The sequence below is a fragment of the Microbacterium sp. Se5.02b genome (assembly GCF_019464375.1).
GTDB lineage: Bacteria > Actinomycetota > Actinomycetes > Actinomycetales > Microbacteriaceae > Microbacterium.
This window is the reverse complement of record NZ_CP080491.1, coordinates 3,933,550-3,955,784: the sequence shown is the minus strand read 5'-3', so window position 1 is coordinate 3,955,784 and position 22,235 is coordinate 3,933,550. Positions and strand designations below refer to the sequence as shown.

General features: G+C 70.0%; 22 protein-coding genes and 3 pseudogenes. 12 read left to right on the top strand and 13 right to left on the bottom strand.

The window, feature by feature from the left end; genetic code table 11:
• Nucleotides 1-14: 14 nt before the first annotated feature.
• The 3 genes and pseudogenes from K1X59_RS19835 to K1X59_RS19825 form a co-directional block, all read right to left on the bottom strand.
• A pseudogene (locus K1X59_RS19835) lies at nt 15-934 on the bottom strand (J domain-containing protein).
• A 77-nt stretch (nt 935-1,011) separates the two neighbouring features.
• A complete protein-coding gene (locus K1X59_RS19830) occupies nt 1,012-1,665 on the bottom strand; it encodes a YigZ family protein (protein ID WP_183151301.1) in 654 nt (217 codons plus the stop codon).
• Between the two features lie 30 nt (nt 1,666-1,695).
• Nucleotides 1,696-2,682, bottom strand: coding sequence for an aldo/keto reductase (locus K1X59_RS19825; RefSeq protein ID WP_183151300.1), 987 nt, complete (start codon nt 2,680-2,682; stop codon nt 1,696-1,698).
• 177 nt (nt 2,683-2,859) lie between these two features.
• Between K1X59_RS19825 and K1X59_RS19820 the strand changes: the two genes are divergently transcribed.
• Together K1X59_RS19820 and K1X59_RS19815 are read left to right on the top strand one after the other, a co-directional pair.
• On the top strand, nt 2,860-4,197 hold the full coding sequence (locus tag K1X59_RS19820) for a sensor histidine kinase (protein ID WP_220173771.1): 1,338 nt from the start codon (nt 2,860-2,862) through the stop codon (nt 4,195-4,197).
• Nucleotides 4,118-4,742: pseudogene (locus K1X59_RS19815) on the top strand (response regulator). The gene K1X59_RS19820 and the pseudogene K1X59_RS19815 overlap by 80 nt, the downstream one beginning before the upstream one ends.
• Before the next feature lie 19 nt (nt 4,743-4,761).
• On the opposite strand, the gene K1X59_RS19810 reads toward K1X59_RS19815, so the two are convergent.
• Nucleotides 4,762-5,370 (bottom strand): hypothetical protein, encoded by a 609-nt coding sequence (locus tag K1X59_RS19810; RefSeq protein ID WP_183151299.1) that lies wholly within the window; start codon nt 5,368-5,370, stop codon nt 4,762-4,764.
• A 120-nt stretch (nt 5,371-5,490) separates the two neighbouring features.
• On the opposite strand from K1X59_RS19810, the gene K1X59_RS19805 reads away from it, so the two are divergent.
• Nucleotides 5,491-5,934 (top strand): DUF2871 domain-containing protein, encoded by a 444-nt coding sequence (locus K1X59_RS19805; RefSeq protein WP_183151298.1) that lies wholly within the window; start codon nt 5,491-5,493, stop codon nt 5,932-5,934.
• 5 nt (nt 5,935-5,939) lie between these two features.
• On the opposite strand, the gene cycA is transcribed toward K1X59_RS19805, so the two are convergent.
• Nucleotides 5,940-7,406, bottom strand: coding sequence for a D-serine/D-alanine/glycine transporter (gene cycA / locus K1X59_RS19800; protein ID WP_183151297.1), 1,467 nt, complete (start codon nt 7,404-7,406; stop codon nt 5,940-5,942).
• A 151-nt stretch (nt 7,407-7,557) separates the two neighbouring features.
• On the opposite strand from cycA, the gene K1X59_RS19795 reads away from it, so the two are divergent.
• Together K1X59_RS19795 and K1X59_RS19790 are read left to right on the top strand one after the other, a co-directional pair.
• Nucleotides 7,558-9,030 carry an MATE family efflux transporter gene (locus tag K1X59_RS19795; protein ID WP_220173770.1) on the top strand — a complete coding sequence of 491 codons (1,473 nt, stop codon included), beginning with the start codon at nt 7,558-7,560 and terminating at the stop codon, nt 9,028-9,030.
• A gap of 132 nt (nt 9,031-9,162) precedes the next feature.
• Nucleotides 9,163-9,567: a hypothetical protein gene (locus tag K1X59_RS19790; protein ID WP_183151296.1), complete on the top strand. Its 405-nt coding sequence runs from the start codon at nt 9,163-9,165 to the stop codon at nt 9,565-9,567.
• Between the two features lie 4 nt (nt 9,568-9,571).
• On the opposite strand, the gene K1X59_RS19785 is transcribed toward K1X59_RS19790, so the two are convergent.
• Complete coding sequence (locus K1X59_RS19785; protein ID WP_183151295.1) at nt 9,572-11,281, bottom strand: AMP-binding protein; 1,710 nt, start codon at nt 11,279-11,281, stop codon at nt 9,572-9,574.
• 72 nt (nt 11,282-11,353) lie between these two features.
• Nucleotides 11,354-11,824: an Lrp/AsnC family transcriptional regulator gene (locus tag K1X59_RS19780; RefSeq protein ID WP_244632228.1), complete on the bottom strand. Its 471-nt coding sequence runs from the start codon at nt 11,822-11,824 to the stop codon at nt 11,354-11,356.
• A gap of 109 nt (nt 11,825-11,933) precedes the next feature.
• Here K1X59_RS19780 and K1X59_RS19775 point away from each other — a divergent pair.
• A pseudogene (locus tag K1X59_RS19775) lies at nt 11,934-13,173 on the top strand (trans-sulfuration enzyme family protein).
• Here the strand turns inward: K1X59_RS19775 and K1X59_RS19770 are convergent.
• The gene (locus K1X59_RS19770; protein ID WP_183151293.1) at nt 13,107-13,574 is read right to left on the bottom strand and encodes an acyl-CoA thioesterase; all 468 of its coding nucleotides are present in this window, start codon (nt 13,572-13,574) and stop codon (nt 13,107-13,109) included. The pseudogene K1X59_RS19775 and the gene K1X59_RS19770 overlap by 67 nt on opposite strands.
• 213 nt (nt 13,575-13,787) lie before the next feature.
• Between K1X59_RS19770 and K1X59_RS22155 the strand changes: the two genes are divergently transcribed.
• From K1X59_RS22155 to K1X59_RS19750, 4 genes are all read left to right on the top strand, one after another.
• A complete protein-coding gene (locus K1X59_RS22155; RefSeq protein WP_258566954.1) occupies nt 13,788-14,366 on the top strand; it encodes a hypothetical protein in 579 nt (192 codons plus the stop codon).
• Nucleotides 14,363-15,214 carry a hypothetical protein gene (locus K1X59_RS22150; protein ID WP_309491664.1) on the top strand — a complete coding sequence of 284 codons (852 nt, stop codon included), beginning with the start codon at nt 14,363-14,365 and terminating at the stop codon, nt 15,212-15,214. The genes K1X59_RS22155 and K1X59_RS22150 overlap by 4 nt, the downstream gene beginning before the upstream one ends.
• 132 nt (nt 15,215-15,346) lie before the next feature.
• Entirely contained in the window at nt 15,347-15,961 is a 615-nt protein-coding gene (locus K1X59_RS19755; RefSeq protein ID WP_220173768.1) for a ClpP family protease, read from the top strand.
• Nucleotides 15,958-16,551 carry a ClpP family protease gene (locus tag K1X59_RS19750; protein ID WP_183151291.1) on the top strand — a complete coding sequence of 198 codons (594 nt, stop codon included), beginning with the start codon at nt 15,958-15,960 and terminating at the stop codon, nt 16,549-16,551. Before K1X59_RS19755 ends, K1X59_RS19750 begins: the two co-directional genes overlap by 4 nt.
• A 35-nt stretch (nt 16,552-16,586) precedes the next feature.
• On the opposite strand, the gene K1X59_RS19745 is transcribed toward K1X59_RS19750, so the two are convergent.
• The 4 genes from K1X59_RS19745 to K1X59_RS19730 form a co-directional block, all read right to left on the bottom strand.
• Nucleotides 16,587-16,940 (bottom strand): helix-turn-helix domain-containing protein, encoded by a 354-nt coding sequence (locus K1X59_RS19745; RefSeq protein ID WP_220173767.1) that lies wholly within the window; start codon nt 16,938-16,940, stop codon nt 16,587-16,589.
• A gap of 78 nt (nt 16,941-17,018) precedes the next feature.
• A complete protein-coding gene (locus tag K1X59_RS19740) occupies nt 17,019-17,489 on the bottom strand; it encodes a MarR family winged helix-turn-helix transcriptional regulator (RefSeq protein ID WP_220173766.1) in 471 nt (156 codons plus the stop codon).
• Between the two features lie 17 nt (nt 17,490-17,506).
• Entirely contained in the window at nt 17,507-18,166 is a 660-nt protein-coding gene (gene ribA / locus K1X59_RS19735; protein ID WP_183151290.1) for a GTP cyclohydrolase II, read from the bottom strand.
• Between the two features lie 40 nt (nt 18,167-18,206).
• The gene (locus K1X59_RS19730) at nt 18,207-19,103 is read right to left on the bottom strand and encodes a DMT family transporter (RefSeq protein WP_244632226.1); all 897 of its coding nucleotides are present in this window, start codon (nt 19,101-19,103) and stop codon (nt 18,207-18,209) included.
• Between the two features lie 103 nt (nt 19,104-19,206).
• On the opposite strand from K1X59_RS19730, the gene K1X59_RS19725 reads away from it, so the two are divergent.
• Nucleotides 19,207-20,046 carry a sulfurtransferase gene (locus K1X59_RS19725; protein ID WP_220173765.1) on the top strand — a complete coding sequence of 280 codons (840 nt, stop codon included), beginning with the start codon at nt 19,207-19,209 and terminating at the stop codon, nt 20,044-20,046.
• On the opposite strand, the gene K1X59_RS19720 is transcribed toward K1X59_RS19725, so the two are convergent.
• Nucleotides 20,034-20,957: a hypothetical protein gene (locus K1X59_RS19720; RefSeq protein ID WP_183151289.1), complete on the bottom strand. Its 924-nt coding sequence runs from the start codon at nt 20,955-20,957 to the stop codon at nt 20,034-20,036. The two genes, K1X59_RS19725 and K1X59_RS19720, sit on opposite strands and share 13 nt — an antisense overlap.
• A gap of 302 nt (nt 20,958-21,259) precedes the next feature.
• On the opposite strand from K1X59_RS19720, the gene K1X59_RS19715 reads away from it, so the two are divergent.
• Complete coding sequence (locus K1X59_RS19715; RefSeq protein ID WP_183151288.1) at nt 21,260-21,910, top strand: acyl-CoA synthetase; 651 nt, start codon at nt 21,260-21,262, stop codon at nt 21,908-21,910.
• Nucleotides 21,911-22,235 lie beyond the last annotated feature (325 nt).

The window sequence follows — 22,235 nt, the reverse complement described above, 5'->3', positions numbered from 1 at the left end:
GAGCCGGGGACGCGTCAGACGAAGCGCACGGTCTGCTGCAGCCGGGTGCGCACGTCGAACAGCTCGTTGCCGCCGATGGCCCTGGCCTGCGGGACGCCTTGGCGCAGCACCATCGCGAGGGCGCTCCGGCGCACGACGACGACCGGGACGCCACGGCTCGTTCCCAGGGGGTCACGGCCTGGGCGAGGTCGTCGTCGGGGAGCACGATGATCGCGCCGCTGAATCTGATCCGCGCCGCCTTCGCGATCGTGCGCATGCGGCCGAGCGCCGCCGTGACGGGTGCGCAGGTGCCGAGGCTCGGGCCGGTGATCTCGCCGCGGCGGAAGCCGACGACGCCGCCGAAGTCCTCCGACATCACGCCGTACAGACCGGAGGGGCCGAGCACCACATGGTCGAGCTTGTCGTCGGCCGTGGCCCCGGCCACCACGTCGTGCCACACCGTGAAGCCCATGCCCAGGTCGGAGACCGTCCGTGCGGTGGCCTCTTCCGCGAGGGCGTCGGCGAGGAGGCGGCGCAGATCCCGCGGGGCCGAACGCACCATCGCGGGGTCGTAGGGATCGGGCACGTCGACGCCGCGGCCCGCCCACTCGCGGATGAGAGCCAGGTAGCGCTCGCGGCGCCAGCCGCCTGGGTGGCCGTACGACCGGGCGCGTGGACGCGTGTCGGTGCGCGCGGCCTGCGGTCGCCACCCGCTCCATCCGGCCCCGGTCTCGTGGGTCACGCCGGTGCGCCGGTCGTAGGCGGCGCGACCCTCCACGGTGCCGATCAGCTCCCACGCACGCTGCACCTGGATGAAGATCGCCGCATCGCCGCCGGTGTCGGGGTGCGTCTGGCGCAACCGCAGACGGTAGGCGCGGCGCAGCTCGACGTCATCGACCGTGCGGTCGACGCCGAGGATCTCGTAGGCCGAGGCCGAGAGCGGACTGTCGAACATCGCTCTCCCTCCGCGACCGCGGCATCCAGGATATCCGCCGCTCTGTATGGGTGGGCTCGGAGCGCTCGCGGAAGGGGTCAGTCGGGCACGTCGACGATGCGTTCGACGCCGATGACGGGGACGACCGAACCGGCGGATGCCGCGGCCAGGTCGGCGGCGAGGCGAGCGAGTTCGGCCTCGGGCGCCCACAGCTCGAGCGTGGCGGTCGCCGCGTACGTCGGCTCGCCCAGCGTCGCGCCGTGATGCGACGCCCAGTCGCGCAGCAGGTTGTCGTAGCGCCCGGCGTCGGCATGCGGAACCTCGAGCGTCACCTGCCGGAGCGCCGCGCGACGTACGAGCGCGGCGAGGTCGAGAGCCTCCGACACCGCCGAGGAGTACGCGCGGACGAGACCGCCCGCCCCGAGCTTCACACCGCCGAAGTAGCGCGTCACCACCGCGACGACGTCGGTCAGCTCGCGCCGGCGCAGCACCTCGAGCATGGGGACACCAGCGGTCCCCGACGGCTCCCCGTCATCCGACGACCTCGCCTGGTCGCCGAGCAGCCCGGTGACCATCGCGGTGCAGTTGTGGTTGGCATCCCACGCGCGCCTGCGGATGCCGGCGATCACGACCTCGGCCTGTGCGACCGACGAGACGGGTTCGATGCGGGTGAGGAAGCGCGACTTGCGGATGACGCTCTCGTGCTCGACCGCGGCCGCGATGGTCGCGGGGTAGCTGCGAGCGGAGGTCACCCGCCTCACGATACCGACGCGTCGCGCGACTCACCGATCGAGGTAGGCCATGTGCTGTGGGGTGTAGCGCTCGCCGCGCACGCCGATGCGCGTGGCCAGGTCGGTGAGGTCGGCGACCTCATCGGCGGAGAGGGCGACCTTCGTGCTTTCGGCGTTCTCGGCGATGCGCGCCGTGCGCCGTGTCCCGGGGATGGGCACGATCCACGGCTGCCGGGCGAGCAGCCAGGCGAGCGCGATCTGCCCCGGAGCGACCTCTTTCGCCGCGGCGAGTCGGGCGACGTGGGCGACCAGCGCCTGGTTCGCGGCGCGGTTGTCCGCCGCGAAGCGCGGGAGCGTGGCGCGGATGTCGCCGGCGGTGAAGTCCGTGTCCTGGCCGACGGTGCCGGTGAGGAATCCCTTGCCGAGTGGACTGAACGGAACGAACCCGATGCCCAGCTCCGCCAGCACGGGCAGCACTTCGGCTTCGGGATCGCGGGTCCACAACGAGTACTCGCTCTGGAGCGCGGTGACCGGATGCACGGCGTGGGCGCGGCGGATGGTGTCTGCCGAGGCCTCGGAGAGTCCGAAGTGGCGGACCTTGCCCTCGCGGATCAGGTCGCCGACGGTTCCGGCGACGTCCTCGATCGGCACGTCCGGGTCGACGCGGTGCTGGTAGAAGAGGTCGATCACGTCGGTGCGCAGCCGGCGCAGCGATGCCTCGGCCACCCGCCTGATCTGATCCGGTCGACTGTTCAGACCGACGCTCTTCCCGTCCTGGATATCCCATCCGAACTTGGTCGCGAGCACGACACGGTCGCGGATCGGCTCCAGCGCCTCGCCGACGAGTTCCTCGTTCACGTAGGGTCCGTACACCTCGGCGGTGTCGAAGAAGTCCACACCGTGGTCGAGCGCCGACCGCAGCACCGCGATCATGTCGTCACGGCTTCCGGGGTTGGGGCCGTAACTCTGCGACATGCCCATGCAGCCGAGTCCGATGGCCGAGACTCGAAGGCCCTGTCCGAGTGTGCGTGCATGCATGTGCGGTCCTTTCGTCGTGGCCTCCGACGGGTCGGTGGCCGTGGGGTCGACGTTACGCGCGAGCGGGGCCGCGAGGGAGGGGTCTGTGAGTACCCCCTTTCCTCGGAGCCCCTCCGGCGGATCGGATCGACCGAACGATGGAGGTGCGGTCGGCGCGTTCGGGGGAAGAATGTGAGCATGCCGTCCATCGACCCCCCACCCCTGCGGCCCGCGCGCACCTGGGCGAGCCTGGTCGGGTCGATCCGGATCGGTCAGGCCCTCATCACCGTGGTGCTGGTGGTGATCGGCGCCTGGCGTGCGGTGGGCGACGGGGTGCCGTTGCCGTGGGTGCTCTCGCTCTCTCTCGTGTTCCTCGGCTGGTACGGCGGCGGTCTCCTGGTGAGCGATCGCACAGGCGATCGCACAGGCGATCGCACATCGGATCGCCGTCTGGCGACCTGGTGGCTGCTCGGACTGACCCTCATCTGGCTCGGAGCCGTCGTCGTGTCGCCGGAGTTCGTCTGGCTCGCGTTCCCGCTGTGGCTGCTCGCGGGATTCGTGATGCCGTTGCGGTGGGCCGTGGCGCTGAGCGTGTTGATCTTCGCCATCGTGGTCGCAGCACCCGTGGTGCACACGGGCGCGACGAGCTATGCGAACGTGATCGGTCCTCTCGTCGGCGGGGTCTTCGCGCTGGGCATCTCGCGCGGATATCTGGAGCTCGTACGCGACGGACGCGAACGACGTCAGCTGATCGCCTCGCTCGTGGCGACGCAGGAGGAGATGTCGGCGCTGCAGGACGAGCTCGCCCGCACGCAGCGCGAGTCCGGCGCCAGCGCGGAACGCACGCGGGTGTCGCGTGACATCCACGACACCGTCGCGCAGGGCCTGTCATCGATCGGCATGCTGGCGCGCTCGGCCCTCGCCTCCGACGACCCTTCGCAGCGCGCGCGTGCCCTGGGACAGATCGATGCGCTCGCCGCCGAGGGTCTCGCCGATGCACGGCGCATCGTGAACGCGCTGATGCCCGCGGAGCTCGAGTCCACCGCTCTGGGGGATGCCCTCGCCCGGATGCTCGAACGCCTCGCCGACGAGACCGGGATCGCGGTGACGCTCCACGCCGACGACGCCCTGCCGTCGCTCGGCATCGACGCGGAGATCGCCCTGCTGCGGACCGCGCAGTCCGCCCTCGCGAACGTCCGTACCCACGCCGACGCGTCGCGCGTCGTGGTCACCTTGGCCGACGCGGGCGACGCGGTGCGGCTCGACATCGTCGACGACGGGGTGGGCTTCGACGCCGCCCGCTGGGATGCCCGGGGCGGGGTGGGCGCCCGTGGGGGCGGCTACGGTCTGCGTTCGATGCGCGCGCGGCTCCGCGAGCTCGGCGGGGGCCTCGACGTCGAGAGCGCACCCGGTGACGGCACCGCGCTCTCAGCCCACCTTCCCTATCGGGGGTGTCATGACCGCCGTGCGGGTGCTGCTCGTCGACGATCATCCGATCGTGCGCGCGGGTGTGCGCTCGCTGTTCGACCGTCGTGACGACATCGACGTGGTCGGCGAGGCGTCCTCCGGGCGAGGAGGCCGTGGTGCTCGCACGGCATCTGCACCCGGATGTCGTGCTCTGCGACCTGCGGCTGGGAGAGGGGATGGACGGCGTGCAGACGACCGCTGCGCTGCGAGCGGACAGCCCGGCACCGGCCGTCATCATCCTGACGACGTTCGACCGCGACGCCGAGATCCTCGGGGCGATCGAGGCGGGTGCTGCCGGCTACCTCGTGAAAGACGTCGCTCCCGATGACATCGTGCGCGCGATCCGACAGGCGGCCTCGGGTGGGCTCGTGCTCACGCCGGAACTCAGTGAACGCGTCGTGCAGGTCCTGCGCGCGCCACGGGTGCGCCTGACCGATCGGGAGCTCGATGTGCTGCGGCTGCTCGACACCGGAGCCTCGAACCGCGAGATCGCGAAGACCCTGTTCGTCACAGAGGCGACTGTGAAGACCCACCTCGTGCACGTGTTCGAGAAGCTCGGCGCCGACAGTCGCGCCCGCGCTATCGCCATCGCCCGCGACACCGGACTGCTCTGACGCGGTCCGAGGATCCCGCTCAGTCCCAGAACCGCTGCACACGCGTGGCGAGTTCGCGCATCGCGGAGCCGTCGAGCACGATGCGCCGCTCATCGACGTCGAGCGCGGGCCACTGCATCACGAACTCGATCGGGCCCTCCGGCGGCAGGGGCCACAGCCACAGACGATCGGTCGACGAGTAGCTGTGGCTTCCGCCGCTCGCGCCCGCGCTGTTGCGCGAGAGGGAGTGCGCGGTCGTGTCCGACGCAGGCGCATCTCCGCCGAAGTACGGGAAGCCCTCCACGAGGACCTTCTCGCCGTCGCCGAGCACCAGGCCGAAGCGCAGGCGGCCGTCCGGGTTCGTCGGTCCGCCCATCGGGCCGTGTCCCACGAAATCGGCGCACAGCTCGTTCCATTCGGCCGCCGGAAGCCCGTCGCGTCGAAGCCGTCCCTCCAGCCGGAACTCCACCCCGTCGCTGTACACCGCGACGCCGATGAGCCCCAACGCCAGGTGGTCGTTGACCGCCAAGGTCTCCGAGACGGGAAGCAGCACCGGCAACTCGTCCTCGGGGGCCTGCCACCATGGCTGCCGCTCCGACTCGTTCTCCTCGGGCTCCGGGATCTCGGGGTCGGGAGGGAAGAAGGTCATGCCCACAGGTCACCACATCTCCTGTCGGGCGCGCAAGGGGCGGGCGCCGCGTCTCAACCGTTCGATGGATCCGTGACGCGCGCACGGCGCGGAGGCTGGAAGAGACTCGAAAGGACCACCATGCGCAGACTCTTCTACGCCGCGTTCGCCTCCATGCTCGTGGGCGTCGCCTCCGGACTCTTCTACCGGGAGTTCACCAAGATCAACGGCTTCCCGGAGGGGGAGTCCACGCAGTTGGGGCTCGTGCACACGCACCTGCTCGTGCTGGGCTTCGTCGTGCTGTTGATCGTGCTGCTGCTCGAGAAGGTTTTCGCGCTCTCCGAGAGCCGTCTGTTCGGCTGGTTCTTCTGGACCTATATCGCCGGACTCGTGCTGACCTCCGCGACGCTGTTCTGGCACGGCTGCCTCACGGTGCTCGGGCAGGAGTCGTCGAAGATGATCGCCGGCATCGCGGGCATGGGGCACATCCTGCTCAGCGCCGGGATGGTGCTGCTGTTCCTCGCTCTGCGCACGCGTCTGTCCGCCGCGAAGCCTGCCGTTCCGGCTGACTCTGTCCTTGCCTGATCGGACTACTCCTCGACGGACTCGTCGCGGAGGTGGGCGATGTGCGCCTCGTGGCGTGCGAGATGGTCCGGCGACCGGCGGACGAACAGCCACGCCACGATGAGCAGCACGAACCAGATCGGCGTCACGAGCAGCGCGGTCAGCGTGTCGGGCTGCGTCGTGAGAGCCCACAGGATGAACACGAAGAACGCGAACACGACGAAGACCATGAACACGCCGCCCGGCATCCGGAACGTCGATGCCGCGACCTTGTCCTTGCGGGTGCGCCGGTACACGAGGTAGCTGCACAGGAAGATCGTCCAGACGAACATGAAGCACAGCGCCGAGACCGTGGTGACCATGTCGAAGGCGGTGCCGATGTCTTTGCCCGCATAGAGCAGCACCACGCCGGACAGCAGCAGGATGCACGAGAGGAACAGGGCGTTCTGCGGCACGCGGCGGCGGGAGAGGCGGGCGAACACGCGCGGGGCGTCGCCGTCCCGAGCCAGGCCGAAGACCATGCGAGAGGTCGAGTAAATCCCGGAGTTCGCGCTCGACATCGCCGAGGTCAGCACCACGAGGTTCACGACGGTGGCGGCGATGCCGAGTCCGGCGAGGGCGAACATCGCGATGAACGGACTCTCGCCGGCCACGTACTCGGTCCATGGGGTGACGGACATCAGCACGATGAGCGCTCCCACGTAGAACAGCAGCACCCGGATCGGGATCGCGTTGATGGCCTTGGGGAGGTTGCGCTTCGGATCCTTCGTCTCGGCCGCGGCCGTGCCGACGAGCTCGATCCCGACGAACGCGAACACCGCGATTTGGAATCCGGCGACGAAACCCAGGAAGCCGTGCGGGAACATGCCTCCGTGATCCCACAGGTTCGAGAAGCTCGCGGTCCCGGCGCCATGCTGGAATCCGGTGAAGATCATCACGAGCCCCGTGAGGATGAGCGCCACGATCGCGACGATCTTGATCAGCGCGAACCAGAACTCCATCTCGCCGAACGCGGCGACCGTCGGCAGGTTGAGGGCCAGCAGGATCACGACCACCAGCACGCCGGGGATCCACAGCGGGATGCCGGGGATCAGCGCATCCGTATACCCGGCGATCGCGATCACGTCGGCCACGCCGGTCACGACCCAGCAGAACCAGTAGGTCCATCCCGTGAAGAATCCTGCCCACGGTCCGAGCAGGTCGCTCGCGAAGTCGCTGAACGACGTGTACTTCAGGTTCGACAGCAGCAGCTCGCCCATCGCCCGCATGACGAAGAACAGCATGAACCCGATGATCATGTAGACGAAGATCACCGACGGGCCCGCGACAGAGATCGTCTTCCCGCTGCCCATGAACAGGCCGGTGCCGATGGCTCCGCCGATCGCGAGCAGCTGGATGTGGCGGTTGCTCAGCGCTCGCCGCAGCTGCCGTCCCTCGCCGTCGTCCGTGGCGTCGCGGTCGCGTCCGGTCCCGCCGGTATGGTGCTTCGTCACGTGCTTCCTCCGGTCGTCGTCGACGGTGTCGCTCCGACGGTACCTGCGTCCGTCCGCGACCTTTCGAACCGCGATCCGGCATACTGCGCCGAAACGATTCGATAAGCTGGGACGGCCCCGATCCACCCCTCAGTTCTGCGAGCCTCCCTCCATGGCCACCTCCCTCACCACGGGCCGCCCGTGGCGCGTCATCCTTGCCTTCTCCATCCCGCTCCTCCTCGGCAACGTGGTGCAGCAGCTCTACCAGTTCGCCGACGCGATCGTCGTCGGCAGACACCTCGGCGTCACGTCGCTCGCCGCGGTCGGTGCGACCGGTAGCCTGCTGTTCCTGCTGCTGGGATTCGCCTGGGGTCTGACCAGCGGTTTCGCGATCCCGATCGCTCAGGCGTTCGGTGCCCGCGACGATGCCGCCGTGCGGCGATCCGTCGCGACGGGTGTGATCCTCAGCGCGATCACGAGCGTGATCCTGACGGTCGCCGCTCCGCTCCTCGCCGGGCCGATCCTGGCTCTTCTGCAGACGCCGGCCGAGCTCATGCCGGAGGCGACGGTCTTCACGCAGATCAGCTTCCTCGGCGCGAGCGCGACGATGTTCTTCAACTACCTCTCGGCGATCATCCGCGCGATCGGCGACTCCCGGACGCCGCTCGTCTTCCTCACCGTGTCCTGTGCACTCAACGTCGGCCTCGTGGTGCTGATGGTCGGTCCCCTCGAATGGGGCGTCGCCGGTGCAGCGCTGGCGACGGTGATCGCGCAGGCCGTCTCGGTCGCGCTCTGCCTGGAGTTCGTCCGCCGCCGCCTGCCGATGCTGCACCTGCGTCGCGCGGACTGGCGCGTCAGCCGCGCCGACATCGCCGAGCACCTGCGTCTCGGGCTGCCCATGGGGTTCCAGGCGTCGATCATCGCGATCGGAACGCTCACGGTGCAGGTGGCTCTGAACACCCTCGGCGCCGACGCCGTCGCCGCCTACACGACCGGATCCCGCGTCGACAGCCTCGCCGTGGCGCTGCTGTCTTCGCTCGGCCTCGCGGTCTCGATGTACGCGGCGCAGAACCACGGGGGCCGACGCCCCGATCGCATCCGTCGCGGTGTGGTCGAGGCGACCTGGATGTCGGTCGGCGCCGGCGTGGTGCTCGGCGGTCTGCTGATCGCTTTCGGCGCCCCCATGGTCCGCCTGTTCATCGGCGACGGCTCGGACGACGTGGTCGACATGGCGCACCGGATGCTCATCATCAACGGATGCGGCTACTGGGCGCTCGGCATGCTCTTCGTGCTGCGCGGCGCGCTCCAGGGCCTTGGCCACACGCTCGTGCCGACCGTGACGGGTGTGATCGAACTGGTCATGCGCGTCGGGGCGGCCATCGTGCTGGGCGCCTGGATCGGGTTCGACGGGGTGGCCCTCAGCAACCCGCTCGCGTGGGTCGGGGCGATCGTGCTGCTGGTGCCGGCGTACGTCCGCGCGCACCGGGCACTCGGCAGGCTGCCCATCGCCCCGGCGGAGGCGACCGAGACCTCGGCGATCGCGATCCTCGGGCCGACAGACGGCTCCATGGTCGTCGACGCCGTGGTCACCCAGCCGGTGCGGGTCGTGCGGCCGCGTCGTCTGCGCTGGCCGAGCCGCGGCTGAGCCCACGCCCGCGGCTCGCCGTCGCGCGGATATCCGTCTCGAGGATGATGCGGATGGGACTTGAGACGGATGGCCTTTCCGCGACACACTTCTACTGTCGAGGTAGCGGGGTTTCCGCTGACGGGGGTCGTCATGACGACAATGAGAGTGGCCAGCGATCTGGCTGCGGTGATGGTGCCGATCGGATACGTGGGAGCGGCAGTCGCCGGCGTCTGCGCGATCGTCGCGGCGGTCGCGATCATCCGCGGGTCCGGAGCGGTCACGGGCGGTGCTGTCGGGCTCTGGATCGTGGGTGCGCTGATGAGCGTCACGGCATCGTTCGCTCAGCAGTGGCTGCCGTTGATCCTGGCGTGCGCGGCGCTCGTCGCCATGCTGACGATCGGCGGCGTCGTGCGGGCCCTCGTGAACGCGTCGGGTGTCGAGCGCCCGCAGCGCACGCCCGACGAACCGCTCCCGGCCCCGGTGAAGCCGACCGTCGCCGTGTCCAAGCCCGCGCGAGCGACCACGGCGACCGCCTCGATCGCGATCGTGCCCTGAGCGCTCAGCGGTAGTCGCGGTCGCGGTGCTGTCCCGACTCGTCACCGGAGTCCACTCGCGCGGCTTCTCGTGCGCGCAGTTCGACACGACGGATCTTGCCGGAGATCGTCTTCGGCAGCTCGGGCACGAACTCGATGATCCGCACCCACAGGTGCGACGACAGTCGCTCGTGCGCGTAGGCGAAGATGGCGCGTGCCGCGTCCGACTCCGCAGCGCCGGCAGCGGGGGCCAGGCAGACGTAGGCCTTCGGCACGGCCAGCCGCGTGCGGTCCGGACTCGGGATCACAGCCGCCTCGACCACGAGGTCGTGCTCCAGCAGCACCGACTCGAGCTCGAACGGCGAGATCTTGTAGTCGGAGGCCTTGAACACGTCATCGGAGCGTCCGACATAGGTCAGGTATCCGTCGTCGTCGCGCACCGCGATATCACCCGTGTGGTGGAAGCCGCCGATACGTGACTCGGCGGTCTTCTCGGGGTCGTCGTAGTACCCGGCCATCAGCCCGAGCGGCGGGTGCGAGAGGTCGAGGGCGATCTCGCCCTCACCGTCGACCACTTCTCCGGTGACGGGATCGAGCAGGACGACCGGGTAGCCGGGCAGCGGTCGTCCCATGGATCCGACCTTGACGGTCTGGCCGGGGGAGTTCCCGATGCAGGCGGTCATCTCGGTCTGCCCGAACCCGTCGCGGATCGTGCCGCCCCAGGCGTCGCGCACGCGGTCGATGACCTCGGGGTTCAGGGGCTCGCCCGCGCCGACGAGTTCGCGCGGGGGATGACCGAGCCTGGTGAGGTCGGCCTGGATGAGCATCCGCCACACGGTCGGCGGCGCGCAGAACGTCGACACGTGGTGGGTGTCCATGACCTGCATGAGCGCGTTCGCGTCGAAGCGGTCGTAGTTGTAGACGAAGACCGTGGCCCCGGCGAGGAACGGCGAGTAGAAGCTCGACCATGCGTGCTTGGCCCAGCCGGGGGACGAGATGTTGAGGTGCACGTCGTCCGGCCGCACGCCGAGCCACCACATGGTGGACAGATGACCGATCGGATACGAGACGTGCGTGTGCTGCACGAGCTTGGGACGGTTGGTCGTTCCCGAGGTGAAGTACAGCAGTGCGGTGTCCGATGCCGGCGTCGGGCCGTCGGGCTCGAAGTCCGTCGGCGCGGAGGACGAGTCGTGGAAGCGCGCCCATCCGGCAGGGATGTCCGCGCCGACGCCGATGCGCAGGACGCGGCTGTCGATGCCGTCGAGGCGGTCGGCGAGTGTTCCGAGCGTCACGACCGCGCCGGCACGTCCGTGTTGCACGCGGTACTCGAGGTCGGAGGAGGAGAGCAGGGTGGAGGTCGGGATCGACACGGCGCCGACTTTCGTGATCGCCAGCATCACCTCCCACAGCTCGATGGTGTTGTTCAGCATCACGATCACGTGGTCGCCACGGCGGATGCCGAGTCCCGTGAGCCAGGCGGCGACCTGATCGGACCGGGTGGAGAGCTCCCCGTACGTCCAGGCGTGCAGGCTGAGGTCGGCCTCGACGATCTGCACCGCAGGGCGATCCGGCGCCTCGGCGGCCACCACGTCGAACCACTCCAGCGCGAAGTTGAACTCGTCGACGTCGGGCCAGGAGAAACCGGCGCGGGCTGCCGCGTAGTCGGTCGCATTCGCGAAGAGGAAGTCCCGCATCTCGCGGATCTTCGCGGTGGCTGCGGTGGCGCTGCGGCTCATGGTGCTCCTCTGCTCCTGTGCGGACGTGCATTCCATCTTCGCGCACGACGAGGACGCCGTGACATCCGGGCGTCAGGCGGGAAGGAGACCGGTGCCGTCGCGAAGCTCGAACACCAGCTGGGTCTCGGTGCCGCGCACCACAGGGTGGATCGTGATGTGCTCGAGCACGATGTCGCGGAGCGCCGTCGCGTCCTCCACCGCCACGTGCACGAGGAAGTCGTCGACACCGGCGACGTGGAACACCTGCAGCACCCGTGGGATGCCCGCGAGTGCGTCGAACAGTGCCGTGACCTTCGCGCCGGTGTGATTCGCCAGGCGCACCTTGATGATCGCCTGCAACGGGTAGCCGAGGGCGGCACCGTCCACCCGGATGCGGGTGTCGCGGATGACGCCTCGCTCGCGGAGCGCCCGCACGCGGTGGGCGCAGGTCGAGTCGGCGAGACCCAGCCGATGCGCGAGCGCCTTGTTCGTGATCTCGGCGTCGCGGGTGAGGACCGCGAGCAGCTCGAGGTCGATCTCGTCGAGTTGTGCTTTCGCCAACACGGTCCCCTTTCATCGGCCAGATCTCGCTCAGAATAGCGTCAGCGGGCAGATCTCCGGCGGCTTCTGTCGACTTCGTGCGGATTCATCGTGATTCCGGCAACGTGGAGGCATGACTGCACCGCTGCATCCTGACACCGTCGCCGTCCACAGCGGCCGCTCCGACCTCGAGGGTCTCGGAGTGCACGCGCTGCCGATCGACCTGTCGACGACGAACCCGCTGCCCGACATCGAACGCGGCGGCGACTCCTACGAGGCCATGGCAACGGGGGCCGACCGCCCGCCGACGGCAGCATGGTCTACGCGCGACTGTGGAACCCCACGGTCGCCCGCTTCGAGGCGGCTCTCGCCGAGCTCGAGCACGCCGAGGCCGCCGTGGCCTTCGCGTCGGGCATGGCCGCGATGACGGCGGTGATCCTCGCCCACACCGGCGCGTCCGGGGTGCGGCACGTGGTGGCCGTCCGCCCGCTCTACGGCGGCACCGACCACCTCCTCGGTTCCGGGCTGCTCGGCGTCGAGACCACCTACTGCCACCCCGATGAGGTGGCGGCGAGCATGCGCCCGGACACCGGGCTGGTCGTGGTGGAGACCCCGGCGAACCCCACGCTCGACATCGCCGACATCGCCGACGTCGTGCGCCAGGCCGGCGCCGTGCCTGTCGTGGTGGACAACACCTTCGCCACTCCGGTGCTGCAGAACCCGATCGACCTGGGCGCCGCGATGTCGCTGCACAGCGCCACGAAGTACCTCGGCGGGCACGGGGATGTGATCGCCGGCGTCGTCGCCTGCAGCGAAGAGACCGCCGAGGCGCTGCGCCGCGTGCGTGCGGTCACCGGGGGCTGCTGCATCCGCTCGGGGCGTACCTGCTGCACCGCGGACTCACGACCCTGCCGGTGCGGGTGCGCCACCAGCAGGAGAGCGCGCGGCGGGTGGTGCAGTGGCTGATCGACCGTCCGGAGGTCGCCGAGGTCTTCTATCCGGGGCTCGACGGTGACCCGCGCGGCATCCTCGACCGGCAGATGCGCGGGACGGGCGCGATGATCGCGATGCGGATGCGGGGCGGGTTCGCTGCGGCGTCAGCGGTGACGACGGCGACGTCGCTCTTCACGCACGCGGTGTCCCTCGGTGGGGTGGACTCGCTGATCCAGCATCCGGCCGCGCTCACGCACCGTCCGGTTCCGCCCGAGGCTCGCCCCGGCGCCGATGTGCTCCGCCTCTCGATCGGGCTGGAGGATGTGGACGACCTGATCGCCGACCTCGCCCGGGCCTTCCGGGCGCTCGACGCTCAGAGCGCCGGGAGCCGGATGGTGCCCGTCGCGACCCGTTCGGTCGGCATGCGGTCACGGTCGTAGGTGATCTCCCGATAGCCGTGCGGGGTCGGCGTCCCGTCGTCGTCGAGGCTCACGAACACGATCTTGTCGATCGTCAGGATGCGCCTGCGCGTGATCATGTTGCGCGCCACGGCGCGCATCGTGAGTGAGGTCGTGCCGAAGCGCGTGGCCTGCAGGCCGATCTCGATGAGGTCGCCCTGCACGGCCGACGCCTCGAAGTTGATCTCCGAGATGTGCTTCGTGACGGCGCGGTAGTTGCCGAGCTGCACGATCGCGTAGATCGCGGCCTCCTCGTCGATCCACTTGAGCAGGCTCCCGCCGAACAGCGAGCCGTTCGCATTGAGGTCCTCTGGGCGCACCCACTTGCGGGTGCGGAAGGTGAGTCCGTCTTCCGACCAGGCCGGTGTCTTCTGCTTCGCCATGGACACGAGGGTACGAGCCCCGTGAGTCGACGATGTTACGGGCCGTTTTCCTGGAGCGCACAGCCGTTTCGGACAGGAATTGTGCACTCACCACAAGAAACTGAGTATCGACTGTGGTGAGACTTGGTTTCGACCGGCAAATCCTGAAGGGGAGTGTCGGCGCGCCCATACAGTCGCCCGTGGCAACGACGCCACTGACCCTGGGAGTCCTCGATGACGAGTGCAAAACCCCACGCGCACGGAACCGGCATGCGCATCGCCGTGATCGTGCTCAGCCTGCTGCTGGCCGCGATGGTGATCCTGTTCCTCGTGACGACGAGCAAGATCGCCGCCGGAGCATCCGAGCTCGCCGACGGCACCGTGGCCGCGAAGGACGGCTCTGCCGACCTCGCCGCCGGAGCCGACGACCTCGCCGTCGGAGCCGACCGGCTCGCCGACGGCAGCGACGACCTCGCGGCGGGTGCCGCAGCCGCGCACTCCGGTTCGCAGAAGCTGAGCGATGGCGCCACGAAGGCGGCAGTCGGAGCGACCACCCTGGCCGAGGGTGCAGGAAACCTCGCGGCCGGTGCATCGACCGCCGTCGACGGCGCCGGCCGGGTCAGCGGGGAGCGCAGACGGCGCTCGCCGGGGCGCAGGAACTCTCGACCACGCTGGTGCAGGCCGACGCCGGTGCGGCGACGGTCGCGGCTGGGGCGGCGAAGCTCTCCGCAGGAGTCGACGGCGCACACCGCTACGCGAACGGTGTCCTCGCCGGTGCGAGCACGCTCAGCGACACTCTGCGCGCCGGTGTGACGCCGTCGGTGCTGACGCTCGCCCACCCCGACACGAAGGCCGCGCTCCAGGGCGTCGCCGCGACGGCGCCCGGTCACTCCCAGCAGCTCGCCGACGGCCTCGCCGGCCTTCTCTCAGCCGACCCCACGAACCCGCAGCTGCAGGCGCTCGCCCGGCTCGCGGCCGGCGTCGATCAGGAGGTCGACGCACTGGCGGTACCCGCAGCCGCAGCTCCCGCTCTCGCCCAGGGACTCGTCGGCGCGGCCGACGGTGCGGCGAAGGTCACCGCCGGTGTCGGGGCGATCGTGCATGGCGACCCCTCGAAGGGCTGGCCGGGAACCGTCGCACTCGTCGCTCCCGAGGGTGCTCCCGCACTCGCGGCCGGGGCGCAGAAACTCCACTCCGGAACCTCGCAGCTCTCCGCGGGCGCCGAGCGGTTGGCATCCGGGCTGCAGACGCTCTCCACCGGCGCGTCGGCCCTCTCCTCGGGAACCGTGAACCTCAGCGCGGGTGCGGCGCGCCTGAACGAGGGTGCGAGTGCGCTCGCCGTCGGGGTCGGAGAGCTGCAATCAGGCTCCGGCGCCCTCGACACGGGCATCGGGAAGCTCTCCGACGGCGCGACGACGCTCGCGGACGGCTCCGACGACCTCGCGGCAGGCGGGGACGCGCTGCAGGCCGGGGCGGCCGACCTCGCCGTCGGCACCGGCCTGATCGCGGACGGCTCCGGCGCCCTCGCCACCGCCACGGCCGGAGCGGCCCCGTCGACGCTGCCCTGGATCCTCGGCATCGCCCTGGCCGGACTGATCGCGATCGGCTTCTGGGTCGGCCACCGCATCTCCCATCGCCGCGCCCTGGCCCTGGCCGCCTGACCCCATCCCCTGACCCCTCCCCCACCCCACCCCCCGCCTGAGCGGATGCCGCCCCACCGGCATCCGCTCAGGGCAGAGCCGCCGAGGGCGGAAACGGCCGCGGGTGACCCGGCGCAGACGGATGCTGGGGGCATGAGCGAAGACAACTCCCTCCCGCAGTTCGGCCCCGAAGCCCGGCGCGCGCTGTTCCACGAGCGGGTGCTCGTGCTGGACGGCGCCCTCGACGACGACAACGGCACGCTGCTGATGACGCAGCTGCTCGCGCTGTCGGCCGAGGACCCGACGGCCGACATCGCCCTCTGGATCCACTCGCCGGGCGGCTCGGTGCCGTCGATGCTCGGAATCCGCGACATCATGCGACTCGTCCCCAACGACGTCGCGACACTCGCGCTCGGACTCGCGTGCAGCGCAGGGCAGTTCCTGCTCTCGGCCGGCACTCCGGGAAAACGCAGGGCACTCCCGCACGCACGCATCCTCATGCATCAGGGATCGGCGGGCATCGGCGGTTCGGCGGTCGAGATCGAGACGCAGGCCGACGACCTGCGACACATGCGCGACACGGTGCTCGGACTCATCGCCGACGACACCGGCCAGCCGATCGAGCGCATCTTCGAAGACTCCCTGCACGACCGCTGGTACACCGCAACGCAGGCGCGGGAGTACGGGTTCATCGACGAGATCGTCGCCTCGATCGGCGACGTGATGCCGCGTCGACGCGCGCACGTCGGGCTGGGGGCGGGCGCATGAGCGGCTACACGATCCCCAACGTCATCGCGCAGCACCCGCGGGGTGAGCGCATCATGGACGTCTACTCGCACCTGCTCGCCGAGCGCGTCATCTACCTCGGCACCGGGATCGACGCGGGGGTCGCGAACGCCCTGATCGCCCAGCTGCTGCACCTCGACGCGGACAGTCCCGAATCGGGCATCCAGTTCTACATCAACAGCGAGGGCGGTGATCCCGGCGCCGCGCTCGCGATCTACGACACCATGCAGCACATCCGTCCGGCCATCGCGACCACGTGCGTCGGACAGGCGATCGGCCCGGCTGCGCTGCTCGTCGCGGCGGGTGCTCCAGGGGAGCGTGCGGCCCTCTCGCACGCGCGCATCGTGCTGCACCAGCCGGCCGGGCAGTCGCGCGGTGCGATCCCCGACCTGATCCTCGCAGCGGACGAGGTGGTGCGGGTGCGCTCGGACATGGAGGAGATCCTCGCCAGGCACAGCGGCCGGACGGTCGAGGAGCTGCGTGCGGACACCGACCGTGACCGCGTGTTCACGGCATCCGCCGCGCAGGACTACGGCCTCATCGACAGGGTGCTCGGCGCGCGCACCGTGTGACCCCGGGAGCCAGGCGGACGGACGGAACGAACGGGTCAGGCGGCGAGGGCGAAGGAAGTGCGCGATGCCGACACGGCCGCGGATGCCGGAACCGTGGCGGAGCGGAGTTCGTCGGCCACGGCGCTCGTCAGCTCGATCAGGCTGGTGTCGAGTGCTCCGGCGATCGCGGCGATCATCTCGCTCGACGGCTCCTTCAGCCCGCGTTCGACCTCGGAGAGGTACTGGGGAGAGACGCCGGCCTTCTCCGCGGTCGCGGTGAGGGTCTCCTCACGATCGTGTCGACGTCGACGCAGCTGGTCGCCCAGGAGGTGGCGCCACAACGGCTCGGGGTCGTGGCGCTTCGGGCGGTCGGAGCGGGGAGCGGGCGGGAACGAGAGGAGGTCGGCCATGCCTCACGATATGCCGCCCGTTCCGGAGGCTTCGAGCGGTTCTGCTCAGAGCAGAACGCCGAAGCTCGGCCGATGCCGTCACAGGGCCGCGGTCACTCCTGGCAGCAGTTTGCCGAGGATCGACGCGAGCTGCTCCCGCTCCTCCGGGCTGAGCGGATCGAGCACCAGTTCCCGCACCTGTTCGACGTGCACGGGTGCGGCGGTGCGCAGCATCTCCCGGCCTTCCGGAGTGAGCGCGGCCGAGAGCGTGCGCTTGTCGGTGCCGCACGAGGTGCGCTCCACCCAGCCGCGCTCCTCCAGGGAGTCCAGGGCGTGGCTGAGACGCGAGCGGCTGAGGCCGGCGATGCGGGCGAGTTCCGTCATCGTGACGGCTCCCTCGCCTTGACCTGCGAGCGTGACGAGGATCGCGTACCTGGCGTGGTTGAGGCCGACCTCGTCCTTCAGGGTGCGGTCGAGCACCTGGGGCAGCAACTGTACGAACCGGATGACGGGGAGCCAGGTCGCCATCTCGGTGTCGTCGAGTCGCCGTCGATGCTGCTCCGCTGTCATGGTGCCCTCCTGGGGTGTCACGCCGCCGACAGGTCGAGGGTGTGCGCCGTGTGGTCGCGCTTGGCCTGGAGGTAGCGCGAGTTGGACTCCGACAGGTGCACCTCGGTGCGGACCCGCTCGGTCACGCGGATGCCGAGGGCCTCGAGCTGCACGGCCTTGTCGGGGTTGTTGCTGAGCAGACGGATGCCGTCGACGCCGACCGCGTTCAGCATCTGCGCTGCGACGGTGTAGTCGCGCTCGTCTTCGCCGTGGCCGAGGGCGACGTTCGCCTCGTACGTGTCGAGGCCCGCGTCCTGCAGGGCGTACGCGTCGAGCTTCGCGTACAGGCCGATACCGCGTCCCTCCTGCCGCAGGTAGAGCAGGAAGCCGCCCTCCGCCGCGATCCGCTCGGCGGCCTCGCGCAGCTGGGGACCGCAGTCGCAGCGCTCGGATCCGAACACGTCACCGGTCAGGCACTCGCTGTGAGGGCGCACGAGCGGCGCGTCTCCGCCGTCGCTCGCGCGTTCGAGTGCCGCGTGCCAGTCGCCGAGCCCGAGCAGCAGGTGCTCCCGTCCGTCGACGAGGCCGTCGAACGTGACCACGTCGGCCGTGGTGGAGAAGCCGTCGCCGAAGCGCAGCGGCACGCGGACGCGGGTGCGTTCCGTGGCGACCGGAGCGACGGTTGAAGTTTCAATCATGCCGGGTGCAACGCAGGAGGCGGGGGAGTATTCCCGAGGGCTAGGCCGAGGACTCTTCCTTCCGCCGCCGCACGAACCTCAGTTCGCTCGCCAGGATGCCGAGCACGACCAGAGCTCCGCCGACGAGCGCGGTCGCGGGCAGTCGCTCGCCGGCGATGCGTCCGATGACGCCGGCCCACACGGGTTCCCCGGCGTAGATGATGGTCGCGCGCGTCGGTGACACCGACTTCTGCGCCCAGTTCATGGTCAGTTGGATCAGACAGCTCGCCGCGCCGAGTCCGACGGCACAGCCGACCCAGATCCAGGAGAACTCGGGGACGGCCTCGCCGACCACCGGCATCGTCAGCAATCCCAGCACGCCGGCGGTCAGCAGCTGGACGACGGTGATGCGCCCGAGGTCGATCCTGCCCGCGAAGAGGCTGATCAGGATGATCTCTGCGGCGATGGGCAGGGTGCTGATCATGGTGACGATCTCGCCCGTGCCCAGCGTGAACGCGAATGCGTCGGGGCCCGCGATGAACAGCAGTCCCACGAACGCGAGGCCTGCTCCGACGAAGGCCATGGCGGGCGGACGTGTGCGGAAGACCGCCCACTGCGCGAAGGGGACGAGCGGCACGTACATGGCGGTGATGAACGCCGACGTGCTGCTGTCGATCGTCTGCAGCCCCAGCGTCTGCAGACCGTAGCCGAGGTAGATCATCACCCCGATCGCGACACCCGCCCCGATGTCGCGCCACCGCATGCCGCGCAGCGCACGACGGAAGATCAGCACGCTGAGGAGACCTGCGACGAGGAATCGGATGCCGACGAAGAACCACGGCCCGGAGTGCTCCATCGCCCAGTGCACCAGCAGGAACGTGCCGCCCCACACCGCGGTGATCGCGATGAGCGCGGCCTCCTGCGGGCGGAAGCGCATCCAGCGGAGACGAGAGGGCATCGTTGGCCTTTCTCGACGTTGCCGGATCGAGCATAGTCGTGGCGCATGACGGGAGAAGACGCCCGCGAGCCGGATGCCGCCGCCGACTCGGTAGCCTCGCAGGATGAGCGACTTCGTGAGTGCCGCAGAGCTGAACGACCTCCGGGAGCAGGGCGCGCCCGTGCGCGTGATCGACGTGCGGTGGCGGCTGGATCGCCCGGAGGCCGGGCACGGCGACTACCTCTCTGGCCACATCCCCGGCGCGGTGTTCGCCTCGCTCGACGCGGAGCTCTCCACCCACGGTGCGCCCGCCGAGGGGCGGCACCCGCTGCCCTCGACCGCGACGCTCCAGGCTGCGGCCCGCCGGTGGGGTGTCCGTGCGGGCGACACCGTCGTGGCGTACGACGACTCCAAGGGCATCTCGGCTGCGCGGGCGTGGTGGCTGCTGCGGCAGGGCGGGGTCGATGTCCGCGTGCTCACCGGCGGCATCCGGGCTTGGCGCGCCGCGGGGTTCGCGGTCGCGACGGATGATGTGATCCCCGAGCCCGGCGATGTCGTGCTCGACGAGATCGGCCGCGACGCCCTGTCGATCGATGAGGCGGCGGCGTTCCCCGCGTCGGGAGTGCTCCTCGACGTGCGCGCGCCGGAGCGCTACCGCGGCGACACCGAGCCGCTCGATCCGATCGCCGGTCACATCCCCGGTGCGCGCAATCTGCCGACGCTGCGGCACCTCGACGCTGAGGGCGGCATCCTCGATCGCGACACCGTGCTCGCGACCTTCGCCGAGGTCGGCGTGAACCCCGGAACCCCGGTCGCCGCGTACTGCGGATCGGGTGTCACGGCCGCGCATACGGCCCTGATCCTGCACGAGGTCGGCATCGACGCCAAAGTGTTCCCCGGATCGTGGAGTCAGTGGTCGAACACGCCGGGTCGTCCGGTCGCGACGGGAGATCAGCCGGGCTGATCCTCACGCGGTCCGTAGCCCCAGTGCAGACCGAGTGCCCCAGGACCGAAGGCTCTGCGCACCAGATGCACGGAGGTGCCCCTGGTCAGGGCGACGGGGGTGACCGTCACGCCATCAGGCGTCTCGACGTGCTCCTCGCACCAATCGGGGACGGCATCAGGATGGAACCGCGTCCACACCAGCAGCTCGCGGCACTTCTGTGCCAGGGCATGGCCCGTGTCACGCATCGGCGGGTAGTCGGACGGGTACTCGACCGACCATTCGACCATCGCCGTGTCGGGGGCGGTGAGCGGGAGATCGAGTTCGAACAGGATGCCGTGCACCTCGCCGTCCGGGTGCGAGTAGCGCGCGGCGATGCGCCCGCCGGACACGGCGTCGAGCAGGGGCGGCGGAGTGCTGACCCCCGGGGTGATCTCGAGGAAGGGTATCGCCGTTATCGTGCCGATGGTCGACTGCACGATGCTGCGCGTGATGCTGTAGGCGACGTTGCCCTGCGCGTTCACATCGGTCACAGAGTGTGTGGTGAGCTCCCGCGAGGTGTCGGGGTACGACGCACCCATCGCGTCGAACGCCAGCATGACCGCGCGTTCCAGCTCCTCCTCGTCCATGGGGAAGCGGTTCGGGCCCAGCGGCCCCGTGCGGTTGGTGGGTCCGAGGTGCCGTCGCAGTGCGCCGGCGTCGAGGCCGAGCAGCTCCTCGAGGTCGGCGAGTGCGGCCAGGGACTGCGCGCCCTCGGGGCGTCGCGCCCCCGAACGCCAATAGCTCAGCGTGGCCATCGAGACCCGGTTGCCTCGCGCGTTGAGCTGCTGCTGCAACCACGACAGCGTCACGTCCCTGGCGTTGACCGCATCGCGCAGCGCCGTCGCGAAACCGTCGGATCCGGACCTGCGTTCGTCATATTCGTAACTCATCACAGCCCCCGTCCGGTATGTGAAGACCACCGCCCTAAAGTGAGCATACGACCGCACGCGCGTACCTCAGGGGACCGGGTGGGCATGTGGGGTCACTTGGCCGTCTTCGTGGGCGGGTGCCCGACCCTGCGAGCTGCGGCCTGACGCAGTGATGCCCCCCTTGCTGCGTATGTCGTGAAGCCCGGCAATCGATCTGGGGAGATCCGCCGGGCTTCACGAATCCTCGGCCGCCGTGCTCGCGGCATCGCGGCTCCGTGGCCCCGCGTAGACTGGGGGAACACCCCGGAGGACTCTGGACCGTCATGCCTGCCCCTGCTCGCGCATTCACCCTGCGCCACGTGCAATTGCTGCGCGCACTGTTCGCCGCCGTCGCTGCGCTGATGATCACGTTCTCGTCGGACCACTCGGCGCCCATCGGCCTCGCGGTCTTCAGCGGCTTCGCGTTCGTGACCGCGCTGGTGCACCTGCTCGCCGCGTGGCTGGTGCTCCCCGCCGGGTCACGCTGGTCGGCCATCCTGCTCGCGGTGCTCGGCATCTTTGCGGGAGGGCTGAGCGGCATCCCCGCGCTGCGCTCGGACGACATGTTCTTCATCGTCGTCTCGAGCTGGGCCATCCTCAGCGGTGCGATCGAGCTGCTCGCAGGAATCCGTGCACGACGCACCCGTGACCCGCTGGCGCGCGACGCGATCACCGTCGGGGCGCTGGGCATCCTGCTCGGCGTCGTCCTGCTCTTGATCCCGTCCGGGTTCGTGCAGGAGTACACGATCGACGAGGCCGGGACCTTCGTGCTCTCCGGCATCATCCTGGGTGTCGGCATGTTCGGCGGCTATGCGGCGATCGTCGCGGTCTTCCTCGGCATCGCCGGGCTCACCCCGAAGAAGGTGGACGCTGCCGCCGCGGCCGACGAGTCAACGGGAAGCGCCGCCCCCTCGGTGCACGGAGGAGAACGATGAGCGACGAGAAGCCCACCCGTCGGGACATCCTGCGCCCCCTGCACCTCCTGCTCATCGCCCTGGGCTGCGGTGTCTTCGCCGCGGTGGTCACACTGGTCTCGACCGGCGCCTTCACCTCGCGCGTGAACACCGCGATCGCGAACGGCACCTACGACGGACTCACCCCTGTCGCGCTCGGCCTCGTGGTCGGTGGCGGGGCCTTCATCGTCACACTGCTGATCCTGGCGATGCTCATCCTCGCCGTCGACCCGGCCGACGTCACCAAGACCGTCGACCGTCCGGTGCTGTACGACCCGGAGCCCGAGGGCGACGCGGACGGCGAGAG